Source organism: Microbacterium sp. BWR-S6Y, from assembly GCF_041379845.1.
Classification (GTDB): domain Bacteria; phylum Actinomycetota; class Actinomycetes; order Actinomycetales; family Microbacteriaceae; genus Microbacterium; species Microbacterium hydrothermale.
This window is the reverse complement of record NZ_JBFECV010000007.1, coordinates 36,819-62,417: the sequence shown is the minus strand read 5'-3', so window position 1 is coordinate 62,417 and position 25,599 is coordinate 36,819. Positions and strand designations below refer to the sequence as shown.

The 25,599-nt window shown below is 70.4% G+C and carries 28 protein-coding genes and 1 tRNA gene; 18 read left to right on the top strand and 11 right to left on the bottom strand.

Going from position 1 to position 25,599, the window contains the following annotated elements; genetic code table 11:
• Positions 1–148: 148 nt before the first annotated feature.
• A complete protein-coding gene (locus AB1K56_RS14725; RefSeq protein ID WP_371206255.1) occupies positions 149–688 on the bottom strand; it encodes a YaeQ family protein in 540 nt (179 codons plus the stop codon).
• A gap of 139 nt (positions 689–827) precedes the next feature.
• On the opposite strand from AB1K56_RS14725, the gene AB1K56_RS14720 reads away from it, so the two are divergent.
• Positions 828–1,241, top strand: a complete 414-nt coding sequence (locus tag AB1K56_RS14720) for a hypothetical protein (RefSeq protein ID WP_371206254.1) — start codon at positions 828–830, stop codon at positions 1,239–1,241.
• 99 nt (positions 1,242–1,340) lie between these two features.
• Here the strand turns inward: AB1K56_RS14720 and AB1K56_RS14715 are convergent, their stop codons facing one another.
• Positions 1,341–1,946, bottom strand: a complete 606-nt coding sequence (locus AB1K56_RS14715) for a hypothetical protein (protein WP_371206253.1) — start codon at positions 1,944–1,946, stop codon at positions 1,341–1,343.
• Positions 1,943–2,767: an inositol monophosphatase family protein gene (locus tag AB1K56_RS14710; protein ID WP_295779103.1), complete on the bottom strand. Its 825-nt coding sequence runs from the start codon at positions 2,765–2,767 to the stop codon at positions 1,943–1,945. Before AB1K56_RS14710 ends, AB1K56_RS14715 begins: the two co-directional genes overlap by 4 nt.
• A 103-nt stretch (positions 2,768–2,870) precedes the next feature.
• On the opposite strand from AB1K56_RS14710, the gene AB1K56_RS14705 reads away from it, so the two are divergent.
• The 3 genes from AB1K56_RS14705 to AB1K56_RS14695 all read left to right on the top strand — a co-directional run bounded on the left by AB1K56_RS14705 (position 2,871) and on the right by AB1K56_RS14695 (position 4,187).
• Positions 2,871–2,943, top strand: a tRNA-Lys gene (locus tag AB1K56_RS14705).
• 185 nt (positions 2,944–3,128) lie between these two features.
• Entirely contained in the window at positions 3,129–3,332 is a 204-nt protein-coding gene (locus tag AB1K56_RS14700; RefSeq protein WP_371206252.1) for a helix-turn-helix transcriptional regulator, read from the top strand.
• A 441-nt stretch (positions 3,333–3,773) separates the two neighbouring features.
• Positions 3,774–4,187, top strand: a complete 414-nt coding sequence (locus tag AB1K56_RS14695) for a hypothetical protein (protein ID WP_371206251.1) — start codon at positions 3,774–3,776, stop codon at positions 4,185–4,187.
• Between the two features lie 782 nt (positions 4,188–4,969).
• Here the strand turns inward: AB1K56_RS14695 and AB1K56_RS14690 are convergent.
• Together AB1K56_RS14690 and AB1K56_RS14685 are read right to left on the bottom strand one after the other, a co-directional pair.
• Positions 4,970–5,200, bottom strand: a complete 231-nt coding sequence (locus tag AB1K56_RS14690) for a hypothetical protein (protein WP_371206250.1) — start codon at positions 5,198–5,200, stop codon at positions 4,970–4,972.
• Positions 5,201–5,254: 54 nt separating this feature from the next.
• Positions 5,255–5,533, bottom strand: a complete 279-nt coding sequence (locus AB1K56_RS14685) for a hypothetical protein (RefSeq protein ID WP_371206249.1) — start codon at positions 5,531–5,533, stop codon at positions 5,255–5,257.
• A 509-nt stretch (positions 5,534–6,042) separates the two neighbouring features.
• Here AB1K56_RS14685 and AB1K56_RS14680 point away from each other — a divergent pair.
• The 3 genes from AB1K56_RS14680 (at position 6,043) to AB1K56_RS14670 (ending at position 8,341) form a co-directional block, all read left to right on the top strand.
• Positions 6,043–6,720, top strand: a complete 678-nt coding sequence (locus AB1K56_RS14680) for a hypothetical protein (protein ID WP_371206248.1) — start codon at positions 6,043–6,045, stop codon at positions 6,718–6,720.
• Between the two features lie 103 nt (positions 6,721–6,823).
• Complete coding sequence (locus AB1K56_RS14675) at positions 6,824–7,741, top strand: DUF5067 domain-containing protein (protein ID WP_371206247.1); 918 nt, start codon at positions 6,824–6,826, stop codon at positions 7,739–7,741.
• A gap of 87 nt (positions 7,742–7,828) precedes the next feature.
• On the top strand, positions 7,829–8,341 hold the full coding sequence (locus tag AB1K56_RS14670; protein WP_371206246.1) for a hypothetical protein: 513 nt from the start codon (positions 7,829–7,831) through the stop codon (positions 8,339–8,341).
• Here AB1K56_RS14670 and AB1K56_RS14665 read toward each other — a convergent pair.
• Positions 8,311–8,655, bottom strand: a complete 345-nt coding sequence (locus AB1K56_RS14665; protein ID WP_371206245.1) for an HIT family protein — start codon at positions 8,653–8,655, stop codon at positions 8,311–8,313. The genes AB1K56_RS14670 and AB1K56_RS14665 overlap by 31 nt on opposite strands.
• A 316-nt stretch (positions 8,656–8,971) precedes the next feature.
• Between AB1K56_RS14665 and AB1K56_RS14660 the strand changes: the two genes are divergently transcribed.
• The 3 genes from AB1K56_RS14660 to AB1K56_RS14650 all read left to right on the top strand — a co-directional run bounded on the left by AB1K56_RS14660 (position 8,972) and on the right by AB1K56_RS14650 (position 10,129).
• A complete protein-coding gene (locus AB1K56_RS14660; protein ID WP_371206244.1) occupies positions 8,972–9,226 on the top strand; it encodes a hypothetical protein in 255 nt (84 codons plus the stop codon).
• Positions 9,227–9,305: 79 nt separating this feature from the next.
• Complete coding sequence (locus AB1K56_RS14655; RefSeq protein WP_371206243.1) at positions 9,306–9,470, top strand: hypothetical protein; 165 nt, start codon at positions 9,306–9,308, stop codon at positions 9,468–9,470.
• A 125-nt stretch (positions 9,471–9,595) separates the two neighbouring features.
• Positions 9,596–10,129: an NUDIX domain-containing protein gene (locus tag AB1K56_RS14650; RefSeq protein WP_371206242.1), complete on the top strand. Its 534-nt coding sequence runs from the start codon at positions 9,596–9,598 to the stop codon at positions 10,127–10,129.
• A gap of 168 nt (positions 10,130–10,297) precedes the next feature.
• Here the strand turns inward: AB1K56_RS14650 and AB1K56_RS14645 are convergent, their stop codons facing one another.
• The gene (locus AB1K56_RS14645; RefSeq protein WP_371206241.1) at positions 10,298–11,887 is read right to left on the bottom strand and encodes a DUF222 domain-containing protein; all 1,590 of its coding nucleotides are present in this window, start codon (positions 11,885–11,887) and stop codon (positions 10,298–10,300) included.
• Positions 11,888–12,080: 193 nt separating this feature from the next.
• Between AB1K56_RS14645 and AB1K56_RS14640 the strand changes: the two genes are divergently transcribed.
• Positions 12,081–13,124 carry an alpha/beta fold hydrolase gene (locus AB1K56_RS14640; RefSeq protein WP_371206240.1) on the top strand — a complete coding sequence of 348 codons (1,044 nt, stop codon included), beginning with the start codon at positions 12,081–12,083 and terminating at the stop codon, positions 13,122–13,124.
• A gap of 59 nt (positions 13,125–13,183) precedes the next feature.
• Here AB1K56_RS14640 and AB1K56_RS14635 read toward each other — a convergent pair whose 3' ends face one another.
• From AB1K56_RS14635 to AB1K56_RS14625, 3 genes are all read right to left on the bottom strand, one after another.
• Positions 13,184–14,416, bottom strand: coding sequence for an MFS transporter (locus AB1K56_RS14635; RefSeq protein WP_371206239.1), 1,233 nt, complete (start codon positions 14,414–14,416; stop codon positions 13,184–13,186).
• Complete coding sequence (locus AB1K56_RS14630; RefSeq protein ID WP_371206238.1) at positions 14,413–14,979, bottom strand: MarR family winged helix-turn-helix transcriptional regulator; 567 nt, start codon at positions 14,977–14,979, stop codon at positions 14,413–14,415. The genes AB1K56_RS14635 and AB1K56_RS14630 overlap by 4 nt, the downstream gene beginning before the upstream one ends.
• Positions 14,980–15,121: 142 nt before the next feature.
• Positions 15,122–15,955, bottom strand: coding sequence for an IclR family transcriptional regulator (locus tag AB1K56_RS14625; protein WP_371206237.1), 834 nt, complete (start codon positions 15,953–15,955; stop codon positions 15,122–15,124).
• A gap of 100 nt (positions 15,956–16,055) precedes the next feature.
• On the opposite strand from AB1K56_RS14625, the gene AB1K56_RS14620 reads away from it, so the two are divergent.
• The 3 genes from AB1K56_RS14620 to AB1K56_RS14610 are packed head-to-tail and all read left to right on the top strand — an operon-like array spanning position 16,056 to position 18,728.
• Positions 16,056–16,889 (top strand): CoA transferase subunit A, encoded by an 834-nt coding sequence (locus AB1K56_RS14620; protein WP_371206236.1) that lies wholly within the window; start codon positions 16,056–16,058, stop codon positions 16,887–16,889.
• A 1-nt stretch (position 16,890) separates the two neighbouring features.
• Complete coding sequence (locus AB1K56_RS14615) at positions 16,891–17,544, top strand: CoA transferase subunit B (RefSeq protein WP_371206235.1); 654 nt, start codon at positions 16,891–16,893, stop codon at positions 17,542–17,544.
• On the top strand, positions 17,541–18,728 hold the full coding sequence (locus tag AB1K56_RS14610; protein WP_371206234.1) for an acetyl-CoA C-acetyltransferase: 1,188 nt from the start codon (positions 17,541–17,543) through the stop codon (positions 18,726–18,728). The genes AB1K56_RS14615 and AB1K56_RS14610 overlap by 4 nt, the downstream gene beginning before the upstream one ends.
• 335 nt (positions 18,729–19,063) lie before the next feature.
• Here AB1K56_RS14610 and AB1K56_RS14605 read toward each other — a convergent pair whose 3' ends face one another.
• The gene (locus AB1K56_RS14605; RefSeq protein WP_136585396.1) at positions 19,064–19,318 is read right to left on the bottom strand and encodes a protein BatD; all 255 of its coding nucleotides are present in this window, start codon (positions 19,316–19,318) and stop codon (positions 19,064–19,066) included.
• 212 nt (positions 19,319–19,530) lie between these two features.
• Here AB1K56_RS14605 and otsA point away from each other — a divergent pair, with 212 nt between their 5' ends.
• The 4 genes from otsA (at position 19,531) to AB1K56_RS14585 (ending at position 25,598) form a co-directional block, all read left to right on the top strand.
• On the top strand, positions 19,531–21,018 hold the full coding sequence (otsA, locus tag AB1K56_RS14600; protein ID WP_371206233.1) for an alpha,alpha-trehalose-phosphate synthase (UDP-forming): 1,488 nt from the start codon (positions 19,531–19,533) through the stop codon (positions 21,016–21,018).
• 48 nt (positions 21,019–21,066) lie between these two features.
• Complete coding sequence (gene otsB, locus AB1K56_RS14595) at positions 21,067–21,846, top strand: trehalose-phosphatase (RefSeq protein ID WP_371206232.1); 780 nt, start codon at positions 21,067–21,069, stop codon at positions 21,844–21,846.
• 180 nt (positions 21,847–22,026) lie between these two features.
• Positions 22,027–23,745, top strand: a complete 1,719-nt coding sequence (gene ilvD / locus AB1K56_RS14590; RefSeq protein WP_136585398.1) for a dihydroxy-acid dehydratase — start codon at positions 22,027–22,029, stop codon at positions 23,743–23,745.
• A gap of 44 nt (positions 23,746–23,789) precedes the next feature.
• Positions 23,790–25,598 carry an acetolactate synthase large subunit gene (locus tag AB1K56_RS14585; RefSeq protein WP_371206231.1) on the top strand — a complete coding sequence of 603 codons (1,809 nt, stop codon included), beginning with the start codon at positions 23,790–23,792 and terminating at the stop codon, positions 25,596–25,598.
• The last annotated feature ends 1 nt before the right edge of the window (position 25,599 follow it).

The following is a 25,599-nucleotide window of genomic DNA, read 5'->3' as shown; positions in this document are numbered from 1 at the left end:
CGCCGTGAGGCGGCGGGTGCGCGCGTGTGCGCCGGTCAGGCGCGGTGCGCGTGTGCTTGCCCGTCGGGCCGCCGCGCGCGTGTGGACGTCGCTCAGGCCGTCGTGCGCGTGCCCTCCCGTCGGGCCGCGGTGCTCTTACGCGCTCCGGTCAGGCCGCTGCGCGCGTGTGGACGTCGCTCTCGCCCGCCGCGCCGTTCAGCTCGAGCCAGACCCGTCCCTCGGTGCGCGTGAGGGTGGCGGTGTTGCGGCGTTCGATGGCCTTCGCGAGGTTCTCGACGAAGCCGGGCTCGAAACTGTGCAGCAGCACCTCGTCGCCGCGGTGGATGCGCTTCCCCGCCCACGCCGCGGCCACCTTGTCGGGATCGCGGTGCGTGTAGACCGCGACCCGCTCGGCCTTCATGCTCCCGGTGTGCAGGCGGGCGGCATCCGGAGCCCCCACCTCGACCCACGCGACGAGGGCGCCCGTGAGATCGCGCACCATGACCGCGGGTTCGTCGGTCGCGGCGACGCCCTCGCTGAAGGCGATGCCCTCCTCGTATTCGAGGCAGTAGGCCAGCACCCGGGTCAGCATGTACGGAGCGGTTTCGGACGGATGCCGCGCGACCCGCAGTTGCAGTTCGTCGTAGACGCCGCGATCGACGTCGGAGAGCTGCACGGTGAACGTGTGAATGGTCGCGCCGATAGCCACGAGGGTCCAGCGTACGGGAGAGCCCGTCGTATCGCCGCCGGCGGACCCGGTCAGGTGCTGCCGCCGACGTTTCCTGCCGTCCGCCCGGTCACGCACCCGGCCATTGCCCCACCGACCCCGCGCCGCCTAGCGTCGGAGGATGCCAGACCCCCGCGCCCTCCGCATCGACGTCGGTCCGTTCCACCTCGCTCCCACTCCCGACGCGTCGACGTGGACCGCGGAGCAGGACCCGGGACGTGCTCATCCGGGCCTTGGGGCTCCGGGCCCGGACGCTCTGGGCTGTGGTGCTCCGAGCAGTGCGGCTCCGCGCCCGGACGCGCTGGGCCGTCGTGCTCCGAGCAGCGCCGCTCCCAGCAGTGCCGCTCCGAGCGGTGCCGCTGCGGGCGGGACGGATGCCGCGCGCATCACCGCAGCCTGGACCGACTGGGTGGCGTTCGCCCAGCGGGTGCTGCAGGCCGATGCCCTGTGGCGCGACGTCGAGGCGCGAGGCGACGCGTGGGACGAGGGCTTCTCGGCGGCGCGCGAGGCCGACGCGCGGAATCCCTACCGGTGATGCTGCGGACGGGTCAGGCGAAGGTCCGGGTCGGCGCGGGCCCTCGTCGAGGTTCGGGCTTCGGCCCGCGCGCCTCCTCGCGGCGACGGCGCCGGTCGGTCAGCGCGGGCCCTCGACGAGGATCAGGCTCTGACGCGTGTCGGCCAGCTTCACGTAGCCGTCGCCGAAGAAGTACGTCAGTCCGTAGCCCTCGGCGCCCCGGCCGTTGAGCCAATCGGGGTTCTCGGTCACGTAGGTGCCCGTGGCATCCTTCTCGACCTTCCACCCGGCCGCCACGAGGTCCTTCTGCGCGGTGCGCGCCTCGTCGTCGTCGATGGGGGCCCATCCGAAGATCTGCACGCGATCCGAGGCGATCTTCGTGTCGCCCCACTTGCACTGGATGCCACCCTCGAGAGCAGTCGCTCCGACGCGGAAGTCCTCCTTCTGGTAGGTCCATCCGAGGCTCGTGAAGTCGTCCGCCGTGGCCTGGGGAATGATGTTCTCGCACGTCGGGTCCGCCGTGGAGGGCGCGTCGGTCGTCGAGGCCGAGGGCTCGGGGGTGTTCGTGTCGCTGTCCGCGCCCTGCGAGGGGGCGGCCGGAGACGGCGCGGCCTCTTGCGGGGCGGGGGAGGAGCACCCCGCCAGCGCGAGCATCGCGAGAGCGCCGGTCGTCGCCAGGACGGCGGCGCGTGAACGGGTGGGACGGGTGCGAGTGCGGCGCATCACGAGCCCTCTCCCTCGTGCAGCAGCGAGAAGAACGCGTCGTGCAGCACGCCGTTCGTCGCGAGCGACGACTCGGCGTCGAGTCGGTCGGTTCCGTCGAACGCGGTGAAGCGACCTCCGGCCTCGCGCACGATCGGGGCGATCGCGGCGATGTCGTACTCCTTCACCCCGAACTCGGCGACGAGCTCGAGTCGCCCCTCGGCGAGCCACATGTACGGGAGGGCGTCGCCGTAGGCGCGGTCACGCCACACCGCGCGGGTGAGGCGTTCGAGGGTGGGGACGAGGTCGACGTCGTCCCACTGCTCGATGCTCTGGAAGCTGATGCTGGAGGCGGCGACGTCGTCGATCCCCGACACGCGGATGCGACGCGTCTCGCCGGTGGCGGTGGTCGTCCACGCGCCGTGTCCGGTGGCCGCCCACCACCGTCGGCCGATCGCGGGCTGACTGACCACTCCGACGGTCGGGATGCCGTCGACGGTCAAGGCGATGAGGGTGGCCCACACGGGGATACCGCGCATGTAGTTGTGCGTCCCGTCGATGGGATCGATCACCCAGCGTCGAGAGGTTTCACCCGAAGCGCCGAATTCCTCACCCAGGATCGCGTCGTCCGGGCGTTCGGCATCCAAGATCCGACGGATCGCCCGCTCGGTCTCGAGGTCGGCCTCGGTGACGTGCGTGCGGTCGGGCTTGGTGTCGATGCGCAGATCTGCGGCGTCGAACCGTGCCATGGCGACCGCGTCGGCCGCGTCGGCGATACGGAGGGCGAGTGCGAGATCGTCGGTCGGGTCCGCGGGGGTCGCGGCGGGCTCTTCGATGCGGGACACGGCACCAGGATAACCGGCGTTCCTGGCTCGATTTGGTGTGCTCGCGTCACGCCTGGTAACGTAATTCCTCGGCGCGGAGAGCGATTTTCACGCCGAACGGAACGCACCTCTAGCTCAATCGGCAGAGCAACTGACTCTTAATCAGTGGGTTCTGGGTTCGAGTCCCAGGGGGTGCACAGCTAAAAAAGCCCCCTTCCGCCCGATCACGCGGAAGGGGGCTTTTTTGCGCGCTCCCACGATCTGTGCACCGTCGCCGAAAGAGGCGTTCTGGCCGCGAAATGTCCGCAAAACCGGGCCCCTGGAAAGCTCGCTGATCTACGACGTGTCACCGCTCCGCACCGGCGCTGCGCATAGACACTCCATGAACGCATCCGTCAACATGTCCCCTCCGCCCGCCCTTCTTACCCAGCGGGAGGTCGTCGGGCTCCTCGGCGTCAGCCACCGCACCCTCGAGGACTGGCGCCTCACGAAGACTGGACCCGCTTTCGTGAAGCTGGGGCACCGCACCGTCCGCTATACCGCTGACGATGTTCACTCTTTTATTCAGGCGGCTCGTCGTGGCTAGGCCGCAGCTCCCGCCGGGCACGCGAGGAAAGACGTCGTTTCGTCAGCGCAACGGCACCGTCCAGGGCCGCTCGAAGGCGCGCACCCTAGGCGGCGAGCTCGTTTCGCTGACGGCATCCGGCGCCACAGAAGCCGAGGTGGAAGCAGCACTCGACCGCAAGCTCCGTGCGGTGACCATGCACGCCAGCGACGGACTCCATGAGGACAGCACCATCGGCGACGCTGTTGCGCGCTGGCTTGCCAATCGGCGCGCCGCCGTGGCTGCCGGAGCTCTTATGGCTCAGAGCTACGCGCAGTACGCCCATCACGCGAAAGAGGTCGTCAGGCGAATTGGTGCTGTGCGCCTGCGCGAAGCTGGCCCCGCTCTGCTCTTCCCGTTCCTTGACCAACTCGTCGAGGCAGCGGCGCCGGAGACTGTCGGCCCCCCCCTTACCTGCCCGAAGTGTCCTCCGCCGTCATCTGGCTGCTCACCGCGCTGCTTGCACTCCTCGTCGCGGTCGGTGTCCTCGGCGCCCTCATCGCGCACCTGCGCCGAGCGCGAGGTCTGGCTGTCACCGCGTCGATAGCCACCCTGGCCACGGTGACGGTGTGGGTCTTCGTCGGAGGCGCGTTGTACCTGCCGGCGAACGACCGGCGGGCCGCGCAGATCTGCGACACCTACGGGGTGTCCCTCACCGCGGAGCAGTTTCGCGCGCTGCGATATCCCGACACCAAACCCGGGTCGCCCGACACCTACGGGAGCGTGACCGTCGACGTCGCTAGGCGCGAGCGCACTCTCACGCTCACCTCCGACGGAAACGCCCTCCACCTCATCGACGATGAGACCGGCACACCGATGCCGACCCGCGCGCGATGACGACACCGAACCAGGCCAGCCGCAACCTGACGGTCCTGCTGTGCATCCTCGCGCTCGTGGTCCTCGTCCCTGCGACCGCCGCATGCCTGACCTCCGCCTCGCCTGCTGGAATCATCACCGCGGTCCTGGCGGTACTCATCGCGCGCGAGCTCTTGCGCACCCTTCGTCCCCACCCCGGGCCGAGTGAGCGTGAGGGCGCATAGCCCGCCATGACCCCCGCGCCACCTCCTCTCGTTCGCCGCGCCCTGTTCGCCGCCATCTGCGGAGTCCTGCTGATCGTCGGGGGCTTCCTTCTCCCTGCCGCTCACCTGACCCCCTTACCCGGTGACCAAGACCGCCTCGTCCCCACGGTGCCGAGCACCCGGGTCCAGGGCGTATCGACGTTCATTCCTTCCGGCGTGCCGGACGGGCGTGCGCGAGGGTGAGAGCGCTCTTCGACCTCGCCCTCGAACTGCTCGGCGCCGCCCTCGACATGCTCGAGGGGAGGCGTACGGCCGCGCCCGAATCCACCACTCGGGGGCTTCGTCACGCGCGCCCCACGGTAGTCGTGTCATGATCGCGACATGGATCAACCGGTCAGCCGTCGTGCCCGGTCGCGGCGTCATCTGCGTGCGCGTCGGGCCCGCGCGTCGGTACCGTGGCTGGCAGGCCTGGTCAGCTTGCTCGGCGCGAACCTCCGCGCTGGAGGTTGGCAGATCATCGTTGCTCTCGGGTGTGCTGGGGTGGGCGCGCTGACGTACGCGGGCTACCTGCTCACGCGCTAGAACCCCTGGCGGAGACGTTCAGGCGCGAGGAATACGCGTCAGCCGGTGAAGCGTCCAAGCGAGCTGCCCGCCCAGCAGGGCAAGCAGCACGCTGCAGACGACCGGAAGGACCGGCCCCACGGCAGCCGTGAGGACGGTGAGACCGAATGCCACCGCCAGAACCACCACCGCCGCAGCCTGCACCCATGCCAGCACCCACAATGCACGCCGGTGGTGCTGAGGAGTCATCGGTTTGGTGATGTCGCGCACGGCCACAATCTACTCACCGTCGGTGGGTCATTCGAGTCGCGAGGCTCCTCAGTGTCACGAGCGCGGTAGCGTCTGACACTCAGGACGGCGGGCCGCGGCTGTCATCTTTGCCCGCGTTGCGCGGGAGCCTCCGATGGGAACGAGCCCGACGACCAGTCCGACGGCCGCCCCCATGGTGCCGAAAATGCCCCCGTACACCCTGATCCACGTGCACACCGTCGTCGACGGGTCCGTGAAGTGGGGGTTCTCAGTGTGCAGGGCGACAGCTTCGGGGAACCACCCGAGCAGGACGTACAGCACTCCGGGGAGCGCCCCGATCAGGAAGCCCAGCACGACGCACAGGAGCATCAAGCGCGCCTGGCGCCTGAAGACTCGACTCGCTGCCACGTCCCCTCGATCCCGCCGCATCGTGCCACCGGATGTCCACCCGATGACTCGCTCAATGTAGCGCTCCGGGTGAGTGTCCCCTCAGACGAGGACTGCGCATGGCTGGGCTATGGCCACGACCGTCGACACCCGCTCGCCACCGTCCTCGCGCCTACATCGAAGACCTTAATCGCTATCAAGAACGCCCTCCGGACCTGGCTGTCATGTCGAGCCGACGACTTCTCGCGCTGAGGGGAAAAGGGCGGGGCGCAATTCGCATGCGCGGGCGGGCGCCCTGTCCTATGCGGCCGCTTCCCTCCGATACTCTGCGAGGAAGTCTGACCATCGGGGGATCCATGACGTCACATCGAGCCACGCTTCTGCTCGCGCCGGTTCTGGCGGTATCGCTGTTGTCGGGGTGCACCGCGCCCTCTGGCGAAGCCGCGCCGGCGAGCTCACCGACGGAGGGGTGCGACGTGTCCGGGGTGGACCTCGGTGCCGCCACTGCGTCCGGACTGGTGACCGGCGACGCAGGTACCTACTGCCACCTGACTGTGGACCTCGGCGCCGTCTCACTCACCCCATACAGCGAGGTGGAATCGGCGAAACTGTCCAGCACCTCTGGGGACATCGAGGCGTCAGCGGACAGCGTGACCCTCGACCCCACGCTTGTCGAATCCGGCCAGCAGCAGGCGGCGAAGTGGGTCGTCGAGGAGTACCTCGACGGTCCTTCCCTCGGCCAGTCGGCCGATGCGCACAGCGAGTGGCTCAAGACCTCGCCGCTGATCGGTGACAGCTGGCGGGAGGCGTATCAGCAGGCGTGGGATGCCGGTTCGGCTGGGGGACTGTTCATGCCCATCCCCGTCGCGCTGCAGGCTGACAGTCGCCCTCGAGTAACGACCGTCGACATCGCTCCCACCCTGACTCGGGTCATCGACGGCGCCGCGGCGGGGATCTTCGTCGAAAGCTGCTACGCCGTGAAGGCCACCTACATCGCGGCAGACCACGCTCAGCTGTCCGCCGACTCCCCGGAGACCTGCGTGACCTTCGCTGTCCGCGGGAACGAGGTCCCGTACGTGGTCGAGGGCACCCACAACAGCTTCACCGTGACCGACCGCGACGGCGCCATCGTCGCCCAGGAGCTTTCCTCGTAACCCTCTGCTGTTGCGACCGGACTGTCGTTCAGGCAGGGCCACGCGGCCAAGCGCGGCGCTGGAGGACCCGACGCCGGTCACCGCGCATGGCTGGGCTATGGCCATGACCGTCGACACTCATATCGCCGCCGTCCTCGAGCGCAAGAGCGCGGGTATGACGCTCTCCCTCGCCTGGCAGCGCTGGCGCGAGAGCGTTCGGGCGCACATCGCCGCGAAGCACGCCGTGAGGAACCCCCCCCCGTACGTCGGTCGTCACGGTGGTCTGCGGCTTCATGCTCTCGGGCTGGGGCTGCCGACCTTCCGGGCGATGGCGCACGCCGAGCGGGAGTTCCTGGACCTCGCCGCCGCCGCGCGCCCTGCCCCGACCGCACACGCGTACGTTGGTCAGAACCTGTGCGCGGCCTGTGAGATTCTGAGGAGGCACCATTCACTACCTCTGGGGGATCACATGCGCCGCACCTCGACGCTCACCACGCTCATCGCCACCGCCGGCATCGCCGTCCTGACCTTGACCGGCTGCTCCGGTGGCGCCACCGCGGCGCCGGCAGCGCCGGCTCCCGCGCAGACGACCGCGGTGGACAGCTCCACGATCCAGGAAGCCCCCGCCGAGGCGTCGTTCCTGGACGGTGTCCTGCGTGCGCAGGACGTCACCATCACGATCACCGACGTGAAGACCATCCAGGTCGGCGAGACCGGCAACGAATACGGCTCCGCCCCCGTCATCGCGTTCTGGTACGACATCACCAACAACCAGTCCGAGCGCGACGTCACCCCGATGGACTTCATGTTCTACTTCAACGCGTTCCAGGACAACGACCCGAACGTGCTGAACCCGCTGCAGGTGGCGATGCTGCCGGACGAGCAGTACCTCGAATCGCAGATGGCCAAGATCAAGGAGGGCGGCACGGCCTCCAACGCCATCGCCTACACCCTCAGCGACACCACGACCCCCGTCGATCTGATCGCGACCACCGACTTCGGCCAGAAAGAGATCGGGCGCGGCACCTTCACCCTCAACTAGCCTCACCCGCTGCGAGCCCCGGCCCCCTGTCGGGGCTCGCAGCCCGCGAGCCGCCCAGGCGAGACCGGTCGGGCCTAGGCTCACCCCGTGAGCATTCCGGGGACACCGCAGCCCTTCGACCCACGAGCCTTGACCGTCCGCGAGTTGCTGGCCGCCTACGTCAGCGTCCTCGACGAGCTCACCACCCGCGGGTTCATCCGCACCCGAAACTCACCCCTCGGCGACCTCGCCGAGACCATTGCAGTCCGCGCGTACGGGGGAACGCTCGCTCCCAACAGCGAGAAGAGCTTCGACCTGCTCGCAGCCGACGGCCGGCGCATCCAGGTCAAAGCGCGCCTGGTGGACTCCGACGACAAGCGCTCGCACGCATTCAGCCCGTTTCGCACCTGGGGCTTCGACGCGGCGGTGTTCCTCGTCTTCGACTCGCGCAGCTACGACCTGCGCTGGGCGCGAGAAGTCGCGGTGGCCGACGCTCAAGCGCTCGGTCGGCGCATCGAGCACATCAACGGCAGCTCCATCTCCGTCCGCCAGGCCGCCGGCGTCGACGTCACACCGCTGCTGGCCGCGGCCTACGCCCGCATCGACGAGCCCGCCGCGTAGAGACGCTTCTCCGGGATGACCCCGCGCACACCGCCGGTGGGATCTTCCATGTCGCCGGGACGTCGTGGAATGAGGTGGCAGTGCGCGTGCGAGATCGTCTGCCCGGCCGCGGCGCCGGAGTTCCAGCCGATGTTGAAATCCGTGACCCCCGTGCGCACGAACTCGTCGCGGAGCGTCGTGAGTGCGCGGTCCGTGTCGAGCAGCTCCTCGAGGGTGAGGTCGAAGTAGTCGCGCCGGTGCGCCAGAGGAACGATGAGTGCGTGACCGGCAGTCACCGGATACCCGTCGAGGAACACCGCGACGGAGCCGAACACGCGGGCATCGTCGGATGTGGCGACCATGCAGAACCGGCAGGAGGGGACATCAGCGGGGCACATGGGCCGCCGAGGCCGCCTCCTGGTCCCCGTCCACGTCGACCCGGTTGTCGTGGAGCCGTCCGGATGGCACACGCACCGCATCCGCACGAAAAGCGCCCGGGACGGGGGAGCCACACTGGTCCTGGTGGTCCGTGCCGGGTACCGCCAACTCGGTGAAGAGCCCGTCCAGCCGGAAGAGCTGCTGGAGGAGGCCCGCCGCGTTCGCGCCAATGTCCCGGACAAGCTGACCTAGGGGCGCGTCGAGATCGCAGCTGTGACATCCCGGGCCATCGTCATGACGCGGGACGAATCCGTCGTCGCAGACCGGAAGCGGGAGGCGGCTCGTGCCACGCAGCTTCGTTCCGACGCGGACCGGCGGGACGCGCGCCAGAACCTCGCCGATGAGATTCACGCCCTCGTGCCTGAGGGAATCGTCGTGCGCACCTCGACGGATCGCGACAGTGTCGAGATCTCCCAGACCGACCTGCTGACGCTGCTGCGGCGGATTGCAGCGACGCCGACCGAATGACTCGTGGGCGAAGTTCTCGGCCCCGCCGCGCGTTCGCGCGAAAGAGTCCTCGGACAAGGGTGCCGGCCGTGTCCTCGTCGTGCGCCGCTCCTTCAGAGCCCACACCGACGCGGGTGCTGCCACCGAGGAGGATCTGCTGGAGGAGGCCCGCCGGCTGCGGGACACGCCCATCGAGTCGGAGTCGTACTCCGCCATCGAGGTCGGGCTCTCTCTCGACTACTCCTCGCAGGAGTACGTGCCCTGACGCTCCTCAGCGTCTTCCCCGGACTCGGACCGTGCGCGATCGCTAGTCTCCTCGAAGGACGCGAGACGCGCCGCGGGGGAGAGACGTCTTGCGGCGAGGTGTTCCGATAGGAGGGGAGTGGTTTCATGGCCGATGACGAGATCTGGGACGTGACCGACATCCAGGGCACGCCCACCGGAACCCTCCATCGTCGTGGCGATGGCCCGGTGCCGGCCGGGTCGTTCCACATCGTGGCATCCGTCTGCGTGGTCTCGTCGACCGGGCGCGTCTTGATGAGCAGGCGAGCCGCGCAGAAGGACTACCCGCTCGCCTGGGAGTTCCCGGCGGGGAGCGCGCTGCGCGGCGAGTCCAGCCGTCGCGGGGCGGTTCGCGAGGTCGACGAAGAGGTGGGGCTCGTCCTCGCACCGGACGATCTCGTGCTCGTCGGCCGCGTCGTGGAGGAGCGTGCCCTCTTCGATCTGTGGGCGGCCGCCGTCGAGGGCGAGCCCACTCCGTGGATCGATCCCGAAGAAGTTCTGGATGCCGAATGGGCGACGCTCGACGACGTGCGGAGGCGGTGGGAGGACGGGGCGTTCGCGACGCCGTGGAACGCGCGCTTCGCTCAGTTGTGGGATGTGCTGATCACGCGGGTCGCGGAGGTGCGCGGCGCGCAAGGCTGACGCGGCGCGGAACGCTGACGCGGCGCGGAACGAAGGCAACGCGGAAAGCTGACGCGGCGCGCGTTCGTCAGCGGCGGCGGATCGGGCTCGGTCTTGTTCCCGCGCGGCGCGCGTTCGTCGGAACGGGGGCGGATCGGGCTCGGTCTCGTTCCGCGCGGCGCGCGTTCGTCAGAATGGCGGTGAATCGGACTCAGTCTCGTTCCCTCGCGGCGACCGCCATGTGACGACGCCTGTCTGCGCGTCGCGCGTCGGCGTCCAGGCGGTTTCATGACGGAGTCGATGGTGATGTCGGCATTCCGGCTCGAGGTTGTCGACGTCCGTGCGACCGCCGTCGGCCCACGCCGTGAGGTGGTCGATGTCGCAGGCGCGTGCGGAGCGTCCGCAGCCGGGGAAGATGCAGGTGGGAGAGGCGACGCCGAGCCAGCGGCGCAGGGCCGCGGTGACGCGGTACGTCGTGCGGTCGAGGGCGAGAGGGGCTCCGGTCATCGGGTGCGTGAGAAGGCGCACCCACGACGTCGCCTCACCGGCCAGGCGGCGGGCGGTGTCGAGGTCGATGGGACCGTAACCGTCGAGGACCGCCGGATCGTCGCTCTCGCCGAGCAGGGTGAGCGCGGGCACTGTGACGACGATGGACGCCGCGGCGCGTCGAGGGGCGACGCCGGGCTGATCGCCGTTGCCGCGGTGAGCATCACGAGAAGTCTCGGGGGGAGGGACCGTCTGCGTCTCGCCCATCGCGACGGCATCCGCTGTCAGCATCTGCGCGAAGGCGTCGGCCCGGAGCTGGGCCAGGGTGCGATCCTCGTCGGGGACGCTCGCGAGGTGACGCGCTGCGCGATCGATCCGCGACATCGCCACATGAGCGCGGTCCGCGGGCAGGAGGGCGGTGAGGGTCGCCATGCCGTCGAGTTCGGCGGTGAGCCAGACGCCGCGATCACGGGCCGCACGACGGTGGCGCTCCTCGAGTGATTCGCCGTGCACGCGCTCGCGGAGGGCACGGGCCGAGACCGCGAAGCGCGCGGGGGTGAGGCGGCGGGCACGGTCAGCCGCGCCCGCGTCGAAGGCCTGCCACGCCGCGGCGTCGTCGTCGGGGAGGGACGCGGCGAGCCGAGCGGTCTCGGACGCCTGCCGCTCGGACGTGTCTCCCGCGACGTACGTCGCCCACGTCGACGGACAGCGCGCCTGGAGCGTCCGCGCCTGGTCCGCGCGGATCCGCACGGTCTGCTCGGAGATCCGCAGACGCACGGCGATCTCGGCGACGGCCGCTCGCTCCGCCATGTCGAGCCGATCGCGCCGAATCGCCGCCGCACTCCGACGGCGCGTGTCTTCGGCGTCGAGATCGAGGGTCGGGTCGGGACCGACCCACGGCTCGGGGTGCGCCGTGGCCTCGTCGAGGATGAGCGCGATCAGCCGCGATTCTTCCGCGGCGGCGCGACGGCGTTCGCGGGAGACGGCCTCGAGGGAGCGCAGGGCGACATCGGCGGCATCCCCGGGGGAAGGGCAGTCAGCGACGGTCTGCGGGACGGTGTCGGTGTCCGGCGGTCCGTCGTCGTCGGCTTCGACAGGCCACTCCGGGTCGTCCAGACCGAGCTCGGCCGCCCAGGCGATGTCGGCGGCGATGCGGAGTTCGTCGTCCGTCATCGGCGGAGTGTCGCTCCAGATCGCCGCGGACAGTTCGCTCAGGTCGTCATCTTCCTTCATGCACGCGAGGGGGCGCGGGGCGGGGGCGACCCGGTCATTGCCGCGCGGCGAGAGGTTCATGTCGCGACGGTATCGCCGACCTCCGACATTGCCTCCGGCGCCCGCGAGGCGCTGGATCCACGGCATAGCGACGGCGATCAGGCCAGGGTGATCACCCGCACCTCTCGCGCCCGCATCCGACCCCGGCGACGACCCCGCGGCGCTCACCCCTCCACCCCTCGCGCTCCCACCCCGCGACCGCGAGGATGACGTCATGACCCCCGCCGATGCCGTGAACAGCGAGCCGCACGCACAAGGAGAGGTTGTTCCCCAACCGGCGGTCGAGCACACACCGACCGCCGCTGCGGGCGTGACAAGCGCCTCCTCCGCAAGAAGGGGAGCCCACGAGGCGACCACCGCGCCCGAGCGAGACGAGTCCGCGCCCCTCACCGACCGCACCCACCGCGTCGCCGTGCCGGAGGGGACTCTGCACGTCGGGGAGTGGCATCCGGATGCCGAGGGCACGCCGTGGCTGCTCGTGCACGGGGTCACCGCGTCGCACCTCGCGTGGTCGTGGGTCGCCCGCGAGACGGAGGCGCGGCTCATCGCCCCCGACCTGCGGGGCCGGGGCCGCAGCACGGCGCCCGGACGGCGCACCGGTCTGGCGCAGCACGCCGACGACCTGGTCGCGGTCCTCGACGCGGCGGGGGTCGACCGCGCGATCGCCGTCGGACATTCGATGGGGGCGTTCATCACTGCCGTGCTGGCCGATCGGCATCCGGATCGTGTCGAGCGGGTCGTGCTCGTCGACGGCGGACTGCCGCTCGATCTGCCCGAGGGGATGGATCCGCGCGACGCGGTGCGGCACGTGCTGGGCCCGACGGCCGCTCGGCTCGACAGGCGCTTCGGCAGCACCACGGCGTACCGCGACTTCTGGCGCGCGCACCCGGCGTTCGTCGGCCGCGAAGACCCCCTGCTCGACGCGTATTTCGCCTACGACCTGGTCGGTGAGGAGCCGGAGCTGCGTCCCGCGACGCTCTTCTCCACCGTCGAAGCCGACTCGATCGACCAGAACACGGGCGCGGCGATCGCGACCGCTCTCGAACGGATGCCACGACCCACCCGGCTCCTGGCGGCCGAACGGGGTCTGCGCGGGGAGGTGCCGCCGCTGTATCCCGATCTCGCGGCGATCGAGAGCGCGTATGCGCGCCTGCGCTCGGCGACGCGCGTCGCGGGAGCGGACCACTACTCGATCGTCATGTCCCCCGAGGGGGCGCGTGCGGTCGTGCGAGAGGTACGGCGCAGCGACGGACGATAGCCCGACACGAGAAAGGCCGCCCCCGCCGAGGCGGGAGCGGCCTTTCTCGAAGAGGAGCCTCAGGCGGCGTCGCCCACGAGCACGGCGGCGCCTTCGTCCGCGGCATCCGCGTGGCTGTGGTCGACGTGTGCGAGCAGGCGACGACCGGCCAGGATGCACACGGCCGAGATCGCGACCGACACCGCGGCCATCACGTACGGCACGCCGGCGCCGTAGGCGTGCCAGAGCAGCGCCGCGAGCGGGGGAGCGACGGCACCACCGAGGAAGCGCACCGCCGAGTAGGCCGACGACGCGACCGAGCGCGGCAGGTCGGTGGCCTCCATGACCGCCTCGGTCAGGGCGGTGTTCACGACGCCCAGCACCAGGCCGCCCACGATGATGCACACGACGAGCGCTGCGGCCGAGGACACGATGAACGCCGCAACCAGAAGGTCGAGCGCCAGCAGGGGCAGGGCGATCAACAGCACGGTCGTCAGGCGCAGACGGCGAAGCAGGATCGGAGCGACCCACACGCTCGTGATGGCGAGCCCGACGCCCCAGCCGAAGAACGTCAGGCCAATCCCCATCGCTCCGAACCCGAGGGGGAAGGGCGAGAACGCCAACAGCGTGAAGAAGCCGATGTTGTAGAACAGCGCGGTCGCCGCGAGGATCGCGAGCGCCGGGCGGCCGAGGGCCTTGAAGGGCGCGCTGAAGGGGAGCGGGTTGCGCGCGGGGGCGGGTCCGCGCAGCAGCACGAGCACCGCGACGAACGCGATCGCCATGAGCGCCACGACGCCGAAGAACGGCCCGCGCCAGCTCACCTCGCCCAGGATGCCGCCGAGCAGCGGTCCCACGGCGATGCCGAGGCCCAGGGCCGCCTCGTACAGGATGATGGCCGCGGAGCTTCCGCCCGAGGCCGCGCCGACGATGGTGGCCAGGGCCGTGGAGATGAAGAGGGCGTTGCCCAGCCCCCACCCGGCGCGGAAGCCGATCACGGCATCGACGCTGTCGCTGATCGCGCACAGGAACGAGAACACCACGATGAGGCCGAGGCCCACCAGCAGCGTCGCTTTGGCGCCGATGCGGCTCGAGATCCAGCTCGTGACGAGCATCGCGAGGCCCGTCACCACGAGGTAGCTCGTGAACAGCAGCTCGGTCTCGACCGGCGTCGCCTTCAGCGACTCGGCGATGGCGGGGAGGATCGGGTCGACCAGACCGATCCCCATGAATGCCACGACGCACGCGAACGCGACGGCCCACACTTGAGCGGGCTGTTTCCAGACACTGGGTGCTGATGCGGTACCGGTGCTCACCGGACGGCCTCCTTCTGCTTGTTCGGGGAAGTTCTGCGGGGTGCGGATGCGGATCCGGATGCCGTGGACACGGCCTCAACCGCTGCCCTCGGTGCATGCGCCGCCTCGGGCGTGCCCGGCGCGGTGGACGCTCCCGGGCGCAGGGGCGCCATGCCGACGCGCGACGACAGGGCCGCCGCGGCGACGCCGACCGCCTGCCACTCGTCGTCCGACAGGTCGGCGACGTGCGGAGAGAGCGCGGCGCGGAACTGCTCATACCACCGCTCCAGCGCCTCGAGGCCCTGATCGGTCGCGGCGACGACGCTCACGCGCGAGTCGCCGGGATGAGCGGCGCGTGCGACGAGGCCGGCGGCATCCATCTGGTGGACCAGTCGCGTCATACCGGGCTGGCTGACGCGACTCAGCGTCGCGAGATCGCCCAGGCGCTGGGGGCCGTGATCGCGCAGCAGCGTCAGGGTGCGCCACTGCGCGGCGGGAGCGTCGTTCTGCGTGTCGATCGCCGCGATGCGCGTCAGGGCGTGCACCGCGAGCAGGAGTCTCTGCAGGTCGTCGTCACGGGTCATGAGGATAAGTATACCCCTGTTATATATATAGGGTATCTATCGGGCGGGGAAGTGCTCTGTTGAGCGATCGGGATGCTCTACCGCGCCGCGATCCGCGAGACTCCCGAGCTCCGCGAGGCGCTCCCGGTGGGACCGGGATGCCCTACCGCGCCGCGATCCGCGTCGACAGCTGGTGCGCATGCGCGAGCAGGATGCGTCCGAGCTCCGCGAGGCGCTCGCCGCCGAAGCGGAACTCGACGCCCGTCAGACTCAACGCCCACTGGGGGTCGCCCGCGCGGGTGAACACCGCGGCCCCTACGCCCCAGCTGCCCTCGACGATCAGCCCCGGATTGACCGCGTACCCGCGACCCTGGGTGTCGGCGATGCGCGCGCGCAGACGCGCGGGGGAGTGCGACGACCCCCACTTCTCGACGAGCTCCGGATGCCGCTCGAGATAGGCGTCCACATCCTGGGGCGGCAGGAAGGCGAGGATCGCGAGCCCCGCCGAGGCCACCCCGAGCGGGAAGCGCACGCCCTCCGACAGCACGAACGAGCGGATCGGGAAGCTCCCGTCCTCGCGCACGAGGCACACCGTCTCGTCGCCGCGCCGCACGGAGAGGAACGCGCTCTCCTCCGTCCGCACGGCGAGCGAGCGCACGATGTCGCGCGCCGTGGCGGTGATGTCGAATCGGGATGCCGCGACGCTCCCCATCAGATACAGCTCCGGTCCCGGCAGCCAGTGTCCTGTCGCTTCGTCGCGGTCGACGAGCCCCTCGGCGCGCAGGGCGCTGAGCAGGCGGTGCGCGGTCGGGCGCGTGAGGCGGGCGTCGAGCGCGAGGTCGCCGACGGCGGCGCCCCCGTCTCCCGCGGCGGTGACCAGGCGGAGCAGGTGTGCCGCGCGGGCGATGGCCTGCGCTCCCGGAACGCCGCCGGATGCCGCGTTTGAGGGCTGTCGCGGGTCGGAGGCGGCGGGAGGGGGCGTGCGCGTGTCCACCATGTGGACGCTACGCCCGGTGGCATCCACATGACAAGACGCGGCTCGCGCCCGGACGCACCCGGGACGCACGGTGGGAGGACGCTGTTACGAAGGAGTCCGCGTGATCGACAAGACCTGGCCCTCGCCCGCCGAGGCCGTCGCCGACATCCCCGACGGAGCCTCGCTCGCCGTCGGCGGGTTCGGCCTCTCCGGCAACCCCATCGCCCTCATCGAGGCGCTGCTCGCGCAGGGGACGAGCGAGCTCTCCGTGGTCTCGAACAACTGCGGAGTCGACGACTGGGGTCTCGGCATCCTGCTGGGAGCCCACCGCATCCGCAAGATGACCTCGTCGTACGTCGGCGAGAACAAGGAGTTCGAGCGGCAGTTCCTCTCCGGCGAGCTCGAGCTGGAACTCACCCCGCAGGGGACCCTCGCCGAGAAGCTCCGCGCCGGAGGATCGGGGATCGCCGCCTTCTACACGCAGACGGGCGTCGGCACCCAGGTCGCCGAGGGCGGACTTCCCCGCCGGTACGACGGCGCGGGGGGAGTGGCCGTGGCCTCTCCGGTGAAGGACGTGCGCACCTTCGACGTGCACGGGCAGCCGCGCGAGTTCGTGCTCGAAGAGGCCATCACCACCGACTTCTCGCTCGTTCACGCGTGGAAGGGCGATCGGCACGGCAACCTCGTCTTCCGCAAGGCGGCGCGCAGCTTCAACCCGCTCGCCGCGATGGCCGGTCGCACCTGCATCGTGCAGGTCGAGCACCTCGTCGAGCCGGGGGAGATCGACCCGGATGCCGTTCACCTCCCGGGCGTGTACGTCCACCGCATCGTCGAGGTGGGCCCCGACATCACCAAGCGCATCGAGAAGCGCACCGTCCGTGAGTCTGTCGCGGACGCGGGGCCGGTCCCTTCGACAGGCTCAGGAACCTCCGCCGTGACCGTGAAGGAGAACTGACATGGCCCGCTCCCGTACCGAGATGGCGGCGCGCGCCGCTGAGGAACTCACCGACGGCGCCTACGTGAACCTCGGCATCGGCCTCCCCACGCTCGTGCCGAACCACGTCCCCGAGGGCGTCACCGTCGTGCTGCAGTCCGAGAACGGCATCCTGGGCGTCGGTCCCTACCCCACCGACGACGCCGTGGACCCCGACCTCATCAACGCGGGCAAAGAGACCGTGACGACCCTGCCGGGGGCGGCGTTCTTCGACTCCGCCCTGAGCTTCGGCATGATCCGCAGCGGCAAGATCGACGCGGCCATCCTCGGGGCCATGCAGGTGTCGGCATCCGGAGATCTGGCCAACTGGATGATCCCCGGGAAGATGGTCAAGGGTCCCGGCGGTGCGATGGACCTCGTGCACGGAGCCGCGCGGGTGATCGTGCTCATGGAGCACGTCGCCAAGGACGGCTCGCCGAAGATCGTCGACGCCTGCTCCCTCCCCCTCACCGGGAAGGGGGTCGTCGACCGCATCATCACCGACCTCGCCGTCATCGATGTGACGGAGGATGGACTGGTGCTCGTCGAGACCGCCCCCGGGGTGAGCGTCGACGAGGTGCGAGAGGCCACCGAGCCCCCGCTGACGGTCCGACTCACCGAGGAGCAGAACGCATGACCACCGAGAACGACATCGTCATCGTCGCCGCCGCGCGCACGCCGCAGGGCCGGCTCAAGGGGCAGCTCGCTCCGCTCACCGCCGTGCAGCTGGGCGCCGCGGCCATCCGCGGGGCGCTCGAGCGCGGCGGCATCCCCGCCGACCGGGTCGACGCGGTGCTCGTCGGCCAGGTGCTGCAGGCGGGTGTCGGTCAGAACGCCGCCCGTCAGGCCGCGATCGAGGCCGGCATCGGCTGGGACGTGCACGCCGCGACCATCAACAAGGTGTGCCTGTCGGGGCTCACCGCTGTGATCGACGCGTCGCGCATGCTGCGCGCCGGCGACGCCACCGTCGTCGTCGCGGCCGGCATGGAGTCGATGACCCGCGCCCCGCACCTGCTGATGAACTCGCGCGAGGGCTACGCCTACGGCTCGGTCGAGGTGCTCGACCACATGGCCTACGACGGCCTGACCGACGCGTACGACCGCGAGAGCATGGGTGCCTCGACCGAACGCGCGAACGCCCGGTACGAGGTCACGCGCCAGGATCAGGATGCCGTCTCGGCCCGCTCCCACCAGCGCGCCGCCGCCGCGCAGGCCGCCGGGGTGTTCGACGCCGAGATCGTGCCGGTTGCCATCCCGCAGCGCAAGGGCGACCCCGTCGTCGTCCGCGCCGACGAGGGGATCCGCGCCGACACGACGGTCGAGACCCTCGCAAAGCTGCGCCCCGCCTTCGCGGAGGGCGGGTCGATCACCGCGGGCAACGCCTCGCAGATCTCCGACGGAGCCTCCGCGGTCGTCGTGACGACCCGTTCGGTCGCCGACGAGAACGGCTGGGACGTGCTCGCCGTCGTCGGGGCGTCCGGCCAGGTCGCCGGCCCCGACAACTCCCTGCACGCGCAGCCCGCGCGGGCGATCGAGAAAGCCCTGCAGAAGCAGGGGATCGCGGCATCCGATCTCGATCTCGTCGAGATCAACGAGGCGTTCGGAGCGGTCGTGGCCCGGTCGCAGGCCGAACTCGGCCTCTCCGACGAGGTCGTCAACCCGCACGGCGGGGGCATCGCGATCGGACACCCCATCGGCGCCTCGGGCAACCGCCTCGTCGTGCACGCCGTCCACGAACTCGTCCGCCGCGGCGGCGGGACGGCGGCGGTCGCCCTCTGCGGCGGCGGCGGTCAGGGCGACGCGCTCATCCTCACGCGCTGACGCTCGCCGGCGGGTGCGGTGGCGGGCCCGTGCTGGCCGGCGCGTCGGTATGCCGGTGCGCAGCGGGCCGGTGCGGGCGGGGTGGGGTGCACAACTCCGGAGATTCGGTCTCGCCGCGTCCCGGCTTCCGCGGAACTCCGGGGTTGGGCGAGGTCGTGCTGCCGGTTGTTCCTGAGTTGTGCACGCCGCGCGCCGGCCCCCACCCGACCACCGCACCCGACGACGCGCGCCGGCCCCGCCCCGCACAGCCCGACTCGCCGACACGTGCCGGCACCCCCGGCGAAGACGACGGATGCCACGACCGTCCGGCCGTGGCATCCGTCAAGATCTTCAGGTCAGCGCGCGAGGCGCTTCTTGAACAGCTTCTCCTGCTTCTTCGAGATGGGGGAGTCGCCCGCGATGACGCGGCCGCGGCGCGCGCGGCGGGTGTCGACGACGGCGCCGATAGCGAGAGCGAGCGTGATGCCCCAGCTCAGCCACGCGAGCGCCGTGCGCCACGTGAACGGCTCGTCGTTCTTGAGGCCGCGCAGGAGCGTGACGCCACCGGTGATGGCGCTGAGGAGACCGGTTCCGAAGATGTACTGCCGCATGCGCCCAACCTACCGAGGAGCGGGGGCGGATGCCGCTGCTTGACAGCGCGGCTCACCCCGCCGATAAACGGTGTTCGGACCGAGACACGCGGCGAGCCGCCGTGTCTCGGCACGCGCGGCGTTTCTCGAGGGGTGGATCTGCGCGGGACGTCTATCCCCCGTGCGGGTGGATCGCCCGCTGTTAGCCTGAGGACGATCCCCGAGGAGGACCTGTGACCCAGGCCGATTTCGTCGTCGTCGCCAACCGCCTGCCCGTCGACCGCACCCCCGACGGTGAGGGCTGGCGACGCTCGCCCGGCGGTCTCGTCACCGCCCTCGAACCCGTGATGCGACGCGCCGAGGGTGCGTGGGTGGGCTGGGCCGGCCAGGCCGACACCACCGTCGAGCCCTTCGAGTTCGACGGCACGTACCTCGTCCCGGTCACGCTGTCGGCCTCCGACGTGGAGCTCTACTACGAGGGCTTCTCGAACGACACCATCTGGCCGCTCTACCACGACGTGATCGCCGCGCCGACGTACAAGCGCGCCTGGTGGGACGCGTACGTCAAGGTCAACCGGCGCTTCGCCGAGGCCGCGGCCGAGGTCGCCGGCGACGGCGGCATCGTGTGGGTGCAGGACTATCAGCTGCAGCTCGTGCCGAAGATGCTGCGCGAGCTGCGCCCCGACCTCACGATCGGGTACTTCCACCACATCCCGTTCCCCGCATACGGGCTCTACGCGCAGCTCCCGTGGCGCAAGCAGGTGCTCGAGGGACTCCTCGGCGCCGACGTCATCGGGTTCCAGCGCGTCGCCGACGCCGGCAACTTCGCGCGCGCCGTGCGCCGACAGCTGCGCTACGAGACCAAAGCCAGCGGCATCCTGGTCCCCGAGGGCGAGACGACGCGCGTGGCCCTCGCCAAGGCGTTCCCGATCTCGATCGACGCGGAGTCCTACATCGAGCTCGCGCAGAAGCCCGAGATCCAGCAGCGCGCGAAAGAAATCCGCGAGGGCCTCGGCAATCCGCGCAAGATCCTGCTCGGCGTCGACCGGCTCGACTACACCAAGGGCATCCGTCACCGCCTCAAGGCCTGGGGTGAGCTGCTCGAAGACGGCCGTGCCACGGTCGAGGACGCCACCCTCGTGCAGGTCGCGAGCCCCAGCCGCGAACGCGTGGAGGCGTACGTGCAGCTGCGCGACGAGATCGAGATGACCGTCGGCCGCATCAACGGCGACCACGACACCACGACCCACACCGCGATCCGCTACCTGCACCAGTCGTACCCGCGCGAAGAGATGGTGGCCCTCTTCCTCGCCGCCGACATCATGCTCGTCACGGCGCTCCGCGACGGGATGAACCTCGTCGCGAAGGAGTACGTGGCCAGCCGCGTCGACAACAGGGGAGTGCTGCTGCTGAGCGAGTTCGCCGGCGCCGCCGACGAGATGGGCAGTGCGCTGCTGATCAACCCGCACGACATCGACGGCATGAAGGATGCCATCGTCCGCGCCCTCGAGATGCCCGCCGCCGAGCAGGGTCGCCGCATGCGGGCGCTGCGCAAGCGCGTGCGCGACCACGACGTCGAGGACTGGTCGGCGGACTTCCTCGAGGCCCTGTCGGTGTTCCACGAGAAGGCCTCCACCGCGGCGGCCGCCGCCGAGGTGACCCGCGACGACGACGGCTCCACCCCCGAGCGCGAGCCGATCGACGAGACGGATGCCGGATGAGCCACGCCCTCGCGACGGTTCTCGCCGGCGCAGAACGAAGGATGCCGCATGACCGCCGCTGACGCCGCCGTCGAGGCCGTCGCCACCACCGCGGCGCTGCTGATCGCGCTCGATTTCGACGGCACGCTCTCGCCGCTCGTCGACGAGCCGATGTCGGCACGCATGACCCCCGGCGCGCGCGCCGCGCTCGACGAGCTCGCTGCCTTCCCCGCGACGACGGTCGCTCTGGTGTCGGGACGCACGCTCGCCGACCTGCGCGTCATCGCCGAGCACGACGACGCCTCGCCGTGGTGGCTCATGGGTTCGCACGGCGCGGAGTCGTGGGAGCCGGGTTCCGGCGCCGCGGAGTCCGACGACGACGCCGACGACCGTGCCCTGCGCGATCGCTTGACGAACGAGATCCGCTACGCCGTCGCCGCCCTGCCGGGCGTCCGCGTCGAACCGAAGCAGTTCGGCCTCGGCCTGCACACGCGCACGGCGGATGCCGAGACCGCGCGCGCCGCGCGGGCGGCAACCGACGAGATCCTCGCCGCCGAGGCTCCCTCGTGGCGACGCCGTACCGGACACGACATCCTCGAGTTCTCGTTCCGTCACGAGGGCAAGGACTCCGCCGTCGCGCACCTGCGGGAGCGTCTCGGGGCGAGCGCGGTGCTCTTCGCCGGCGACGACGTGACCGACGAGGACGCCCTGCGGTCGCTGCGGCCGGGCGATCTCGGCGTGCGCGTCGGCGGCGGCGACACGGCCGCGACGCTGCGCGTCGACGACATCGACGCGTTCGTGGCGGTGTTGGAGCAGATCGCGCGGCTGCGTCGCGCTCACACGCGCTGAGCCGAGGTCGCGCCGCCCGCACGCGGGGTGGGTTCGTCCGGCGGGCGCGGGGTCCGTCCGGCGGGCGTAGCCGGCGCGCGTAGCCGGGGCGCGGGGACACGGCCGTCCGGTGCGTCTATGAATCCTCCGTTCGCCGCCCGTTCGGCATCGCTCGCGTGCGGCTCGCAATAGACTTCGAGAATGCCCGCACCGCAGAATCCGAACACCGGCGAATTCGACATCAAGCCCCGCAGTCGGGTCGTCACCGATGGCATCGAAGCCACCACGTCGCGCGGAATGCTCCGCGCGGTCGGCATGGGTGACGAGGACTGGGACAAGCCCCAGATCGGCATCGCGTCGAGCTGGAACGAGATCACCCCCTGCAACCTCAGCCTCGACCGTCTCGCGCAGGGCGCGAAAGAGGGCGTTCACGCCGGCGGCGGATACCCGCTGCAGTTCGGCACCATCTCCGTCTCCGACGGCATCTCGATGGGCCATGAGGGCATGCATTTCTCGCTCGTCTCGCGCGAGGTCATCGCCGACAGCGTCGAGACGGTCATGATGGCCGAGCGCCTCGATGGCTCCGTGCTGCTCGCCGGCTGCGACAAGTCGATCCCGGGCATGCTCATGGCATCCGCTCGTCTCGACCTGTCGAGCGTCTTCTTGTACGCGGGCTCGATCGCCCCGGGCTGGGTCAAGCTCAGCGACGGCACCGAGAAAGACGTCACGATCATCGACTCGTTCGAGGCCGTGGGTGCGTGCCTCGCGGGCAAGATGAGCGAGGCCGACCTCAAGCGCATCGAGTGCGCGATCGCACCCGGTGAGGGCGCGTGCGGCGGCATGTACACCGCCAACACGATGGCGTCGGTCGCCGAGGCCCTCGGGCTCAGCCTCCCCGGCTCCGCCGCCCCGCCGTCCGCCGACCGCCGCCGCGACTACTTCGCGCACCGTTCGGGTGAGGCCGTCGTCAACCTGCTGCGTCAGGGCATCACCACGCGCGACATCCTCACCAAGGAGGCGTTCGAGAACGCCATCGCCCTCGCCATGGCGCTCGGCGGCTCGACCAACGTCGTGCTCCACCTGCTCGCGATCGCGAACGAAGCGGAGGTCGAGCTGAACCTGCACGATTTCAACCGCATCGGCGACCGCACGCCGCACGTGGCCGACATGAAGCCTTTCGGGCAGTACGTCATGAACGACGTCGACCGCCACGGCGGCATCCCGGTCATCATGAAGGCGATGCTCGACGAGGGGCTCCTGCACGGCGACGCGCTGACCGTCACGGGCAAGACCCTCGCCGAGAACCTGGCCGACCTGAACCCCGACCCCGTCGACGGTAAGGTCATCCACTCGTTCGACGACCCGATCCACGCGACCGGCGGCATCACGATCCTGCACGGCTCGATGGCGCCCGAGGGTGCCGTCGTGAAGTCGGCCGGCTTCGACGGCAACGTGTTCGAGGGTCCCGCCCGCGTGTTCGAGCGCGAGCGCGGCGCGATGGACGCCCTCGAGGCGGGCGAAATCGCCGCCGGCGACGTCGTCGTCATCCGCTACGAGGGCCCGAAGGGCGGCCCCGGCATGCGCGAGATGCTCGCGATCACCGCGGCCATCAAGGGCGCGGGGCTCGGAAAAGATGTACTACTGTTGACGGACGGACGATTCTCAGGCGGCACAACCGGCCTGTGCATCGGCCACATAGCTCCCGAAGCGGTGGACGCAGGTCCCATCGCCTTCGTGCGCGATGGTGATCTGATACGGGTCGATATCGCCGCTCGCACTCTCGACTTGATCGTCGATGAGGCCGAGCTGAGTTCCCGCCGTGACGGTTGGGAACCGCTTCCCCCGCGCTATACCCGTGGCGTTCTGGCCAAGTACTCCAAGCTCGTGCACTCCGCCGCGGAGGGCGCGGTCACGGGCTGACGGCCATCCCCTTCTCACCTTCTCCCGGTTCTCGAGGTACTCCCATGTCCATCGATTCCCCTACGGCGGCCGTGCCCCGGCCGCCTGCCCGCACCGCTCCGGCGCCCGTGATGTCGGGGGCGCAGGCGGTCGTCCGCTCGCTCGACCTGCTCGGCGTCACCGACGTGTTCGGTCTTCCGGGCGGGGCGATCATGCCCGTCTACGACCCGCTCATGGACGACGAGCACGTCCGCCACATCCTCGTGCGTCACGAGCAGGGCGCCGGCCACGCCGCCGAGGGCTACGCGGCCGCCTCCGGCAAGGTCGGCGTCGCGATCGCGACCTCGGGTCCCGGAGCGACCAACCTCGTCACCGCGATCGCCGACGCCTACATGGACTCGGTGCCCCTGGTGTGCATCACCGGTCAGGTGTTCTCGACCCTCATGGGCACGGACGCCTTCCAGGAGGCCGACATCGTCGGCATCACGATGCCGATCACCAAGCACTCGTTCCTGGTCAAGACGGCCGAGGAGATCCCCGGCGCGATCGCCGCGGCCTTCGAGATCGCCTCGACCGGTCGCCCGGGTCCCGTTCTGGTCGACATCACGAAGGACGCGCAGCAGGCCGAGGCGCCCTTCGTCTGGCCCCCCAAGATCGACCTCCCCGGCTACCGCCCGGTGACCAAGGCGCACGGCAAGCAGATCCAGGCCGCGGCCCAGCTGCTCGCCACCGCGCAGAAGCCGGTGCTGTACGTGGGCGGCGGAGCGATCCGCGCCAACGCGTCGGCCGAGCTGAAGGTGCTCGCCGAGGCGACCGGCGCCCCCGTGGTGACCACGCTGATGGCGCGCGGCGCGTTCCCCGACTCGCACGAGCAGCACCTCGGCATGCCCGGCATGCACGGCACCGTCCCCGCCGTGCTCGCGCTGCAGGAGAGCGACCTGATCGTCTCTCTCGGTGCGCGCTTCGACGACCGCGTCACGGGCAAGGCCTCGCTGTTCGCCCCGAACGCGCAGGTGGTGCACGTCGACATCGACCCCGCCGAGATCTCCAAGATCCGCACGGCCGACGTGCCGATCGTGGGCGACCTGAAAGAGGTCCTCGTCGACCTGGATGCCGCGTTCCGCGCCGCCGATGCCGAGCACCCGCACGACTACGCCGAGTGGTGGACGTACCTGAACGGCCTCCGCGAGGAGTTCCCGCTCGGCTACACCCCGACCTCGGACGGTCTGCTCTCGCCCCAGTACGTCATCCAGCGCATCGGCGAGTTGACCGGTCCCGAGGGCGTGTACGCCTCCGGCGTCGGCCAGCACCAGATGTGGGCCGCGCAGTTCATCAAGTACGAGCGCCCCAACGCGTGGCTCAACTCCGGCGGCGCCGGCACGATGGGCTACGCCGTGCCCGCGGCGATGGGCGCCAAGGTCGCCCAGCCCGAGCGCGCGGTGTGGGCGATCGACGGCGACGGCTGCTTCCAGATGACCAACCAGGAGCTCGCGACCTGCGTCATCAACGACATCCCGATCAAGGTCGCGATCATCAACAACTCCTCGCTGGGCATGGTGCGCCAGTGGCAGACGCTGTTCTTCGACGGCCGCCATTCCAACACCGACCTGAACACGGGACACGGCACGCGTCGCATCCCCGACTTCGTCAAGCTCGCCGAGGCCTACGGATGCCTCGCGATCCGCGTCGAGAAGGAAGACGAGATCGACGCCGCGATCCAGCTCGCGCTCGACACCAACGACCGTCCCGTCGTGATCGACTTCGTCGTGAGCGCCGACGCCATGGTGTGGCCGATGGTCCCGCAGGGCGTCAGCAACAGCTACGTCCAGTACGCGCGCGATCACTCGCCCGCCTTCGCCGAGCAGGAGGACTGAG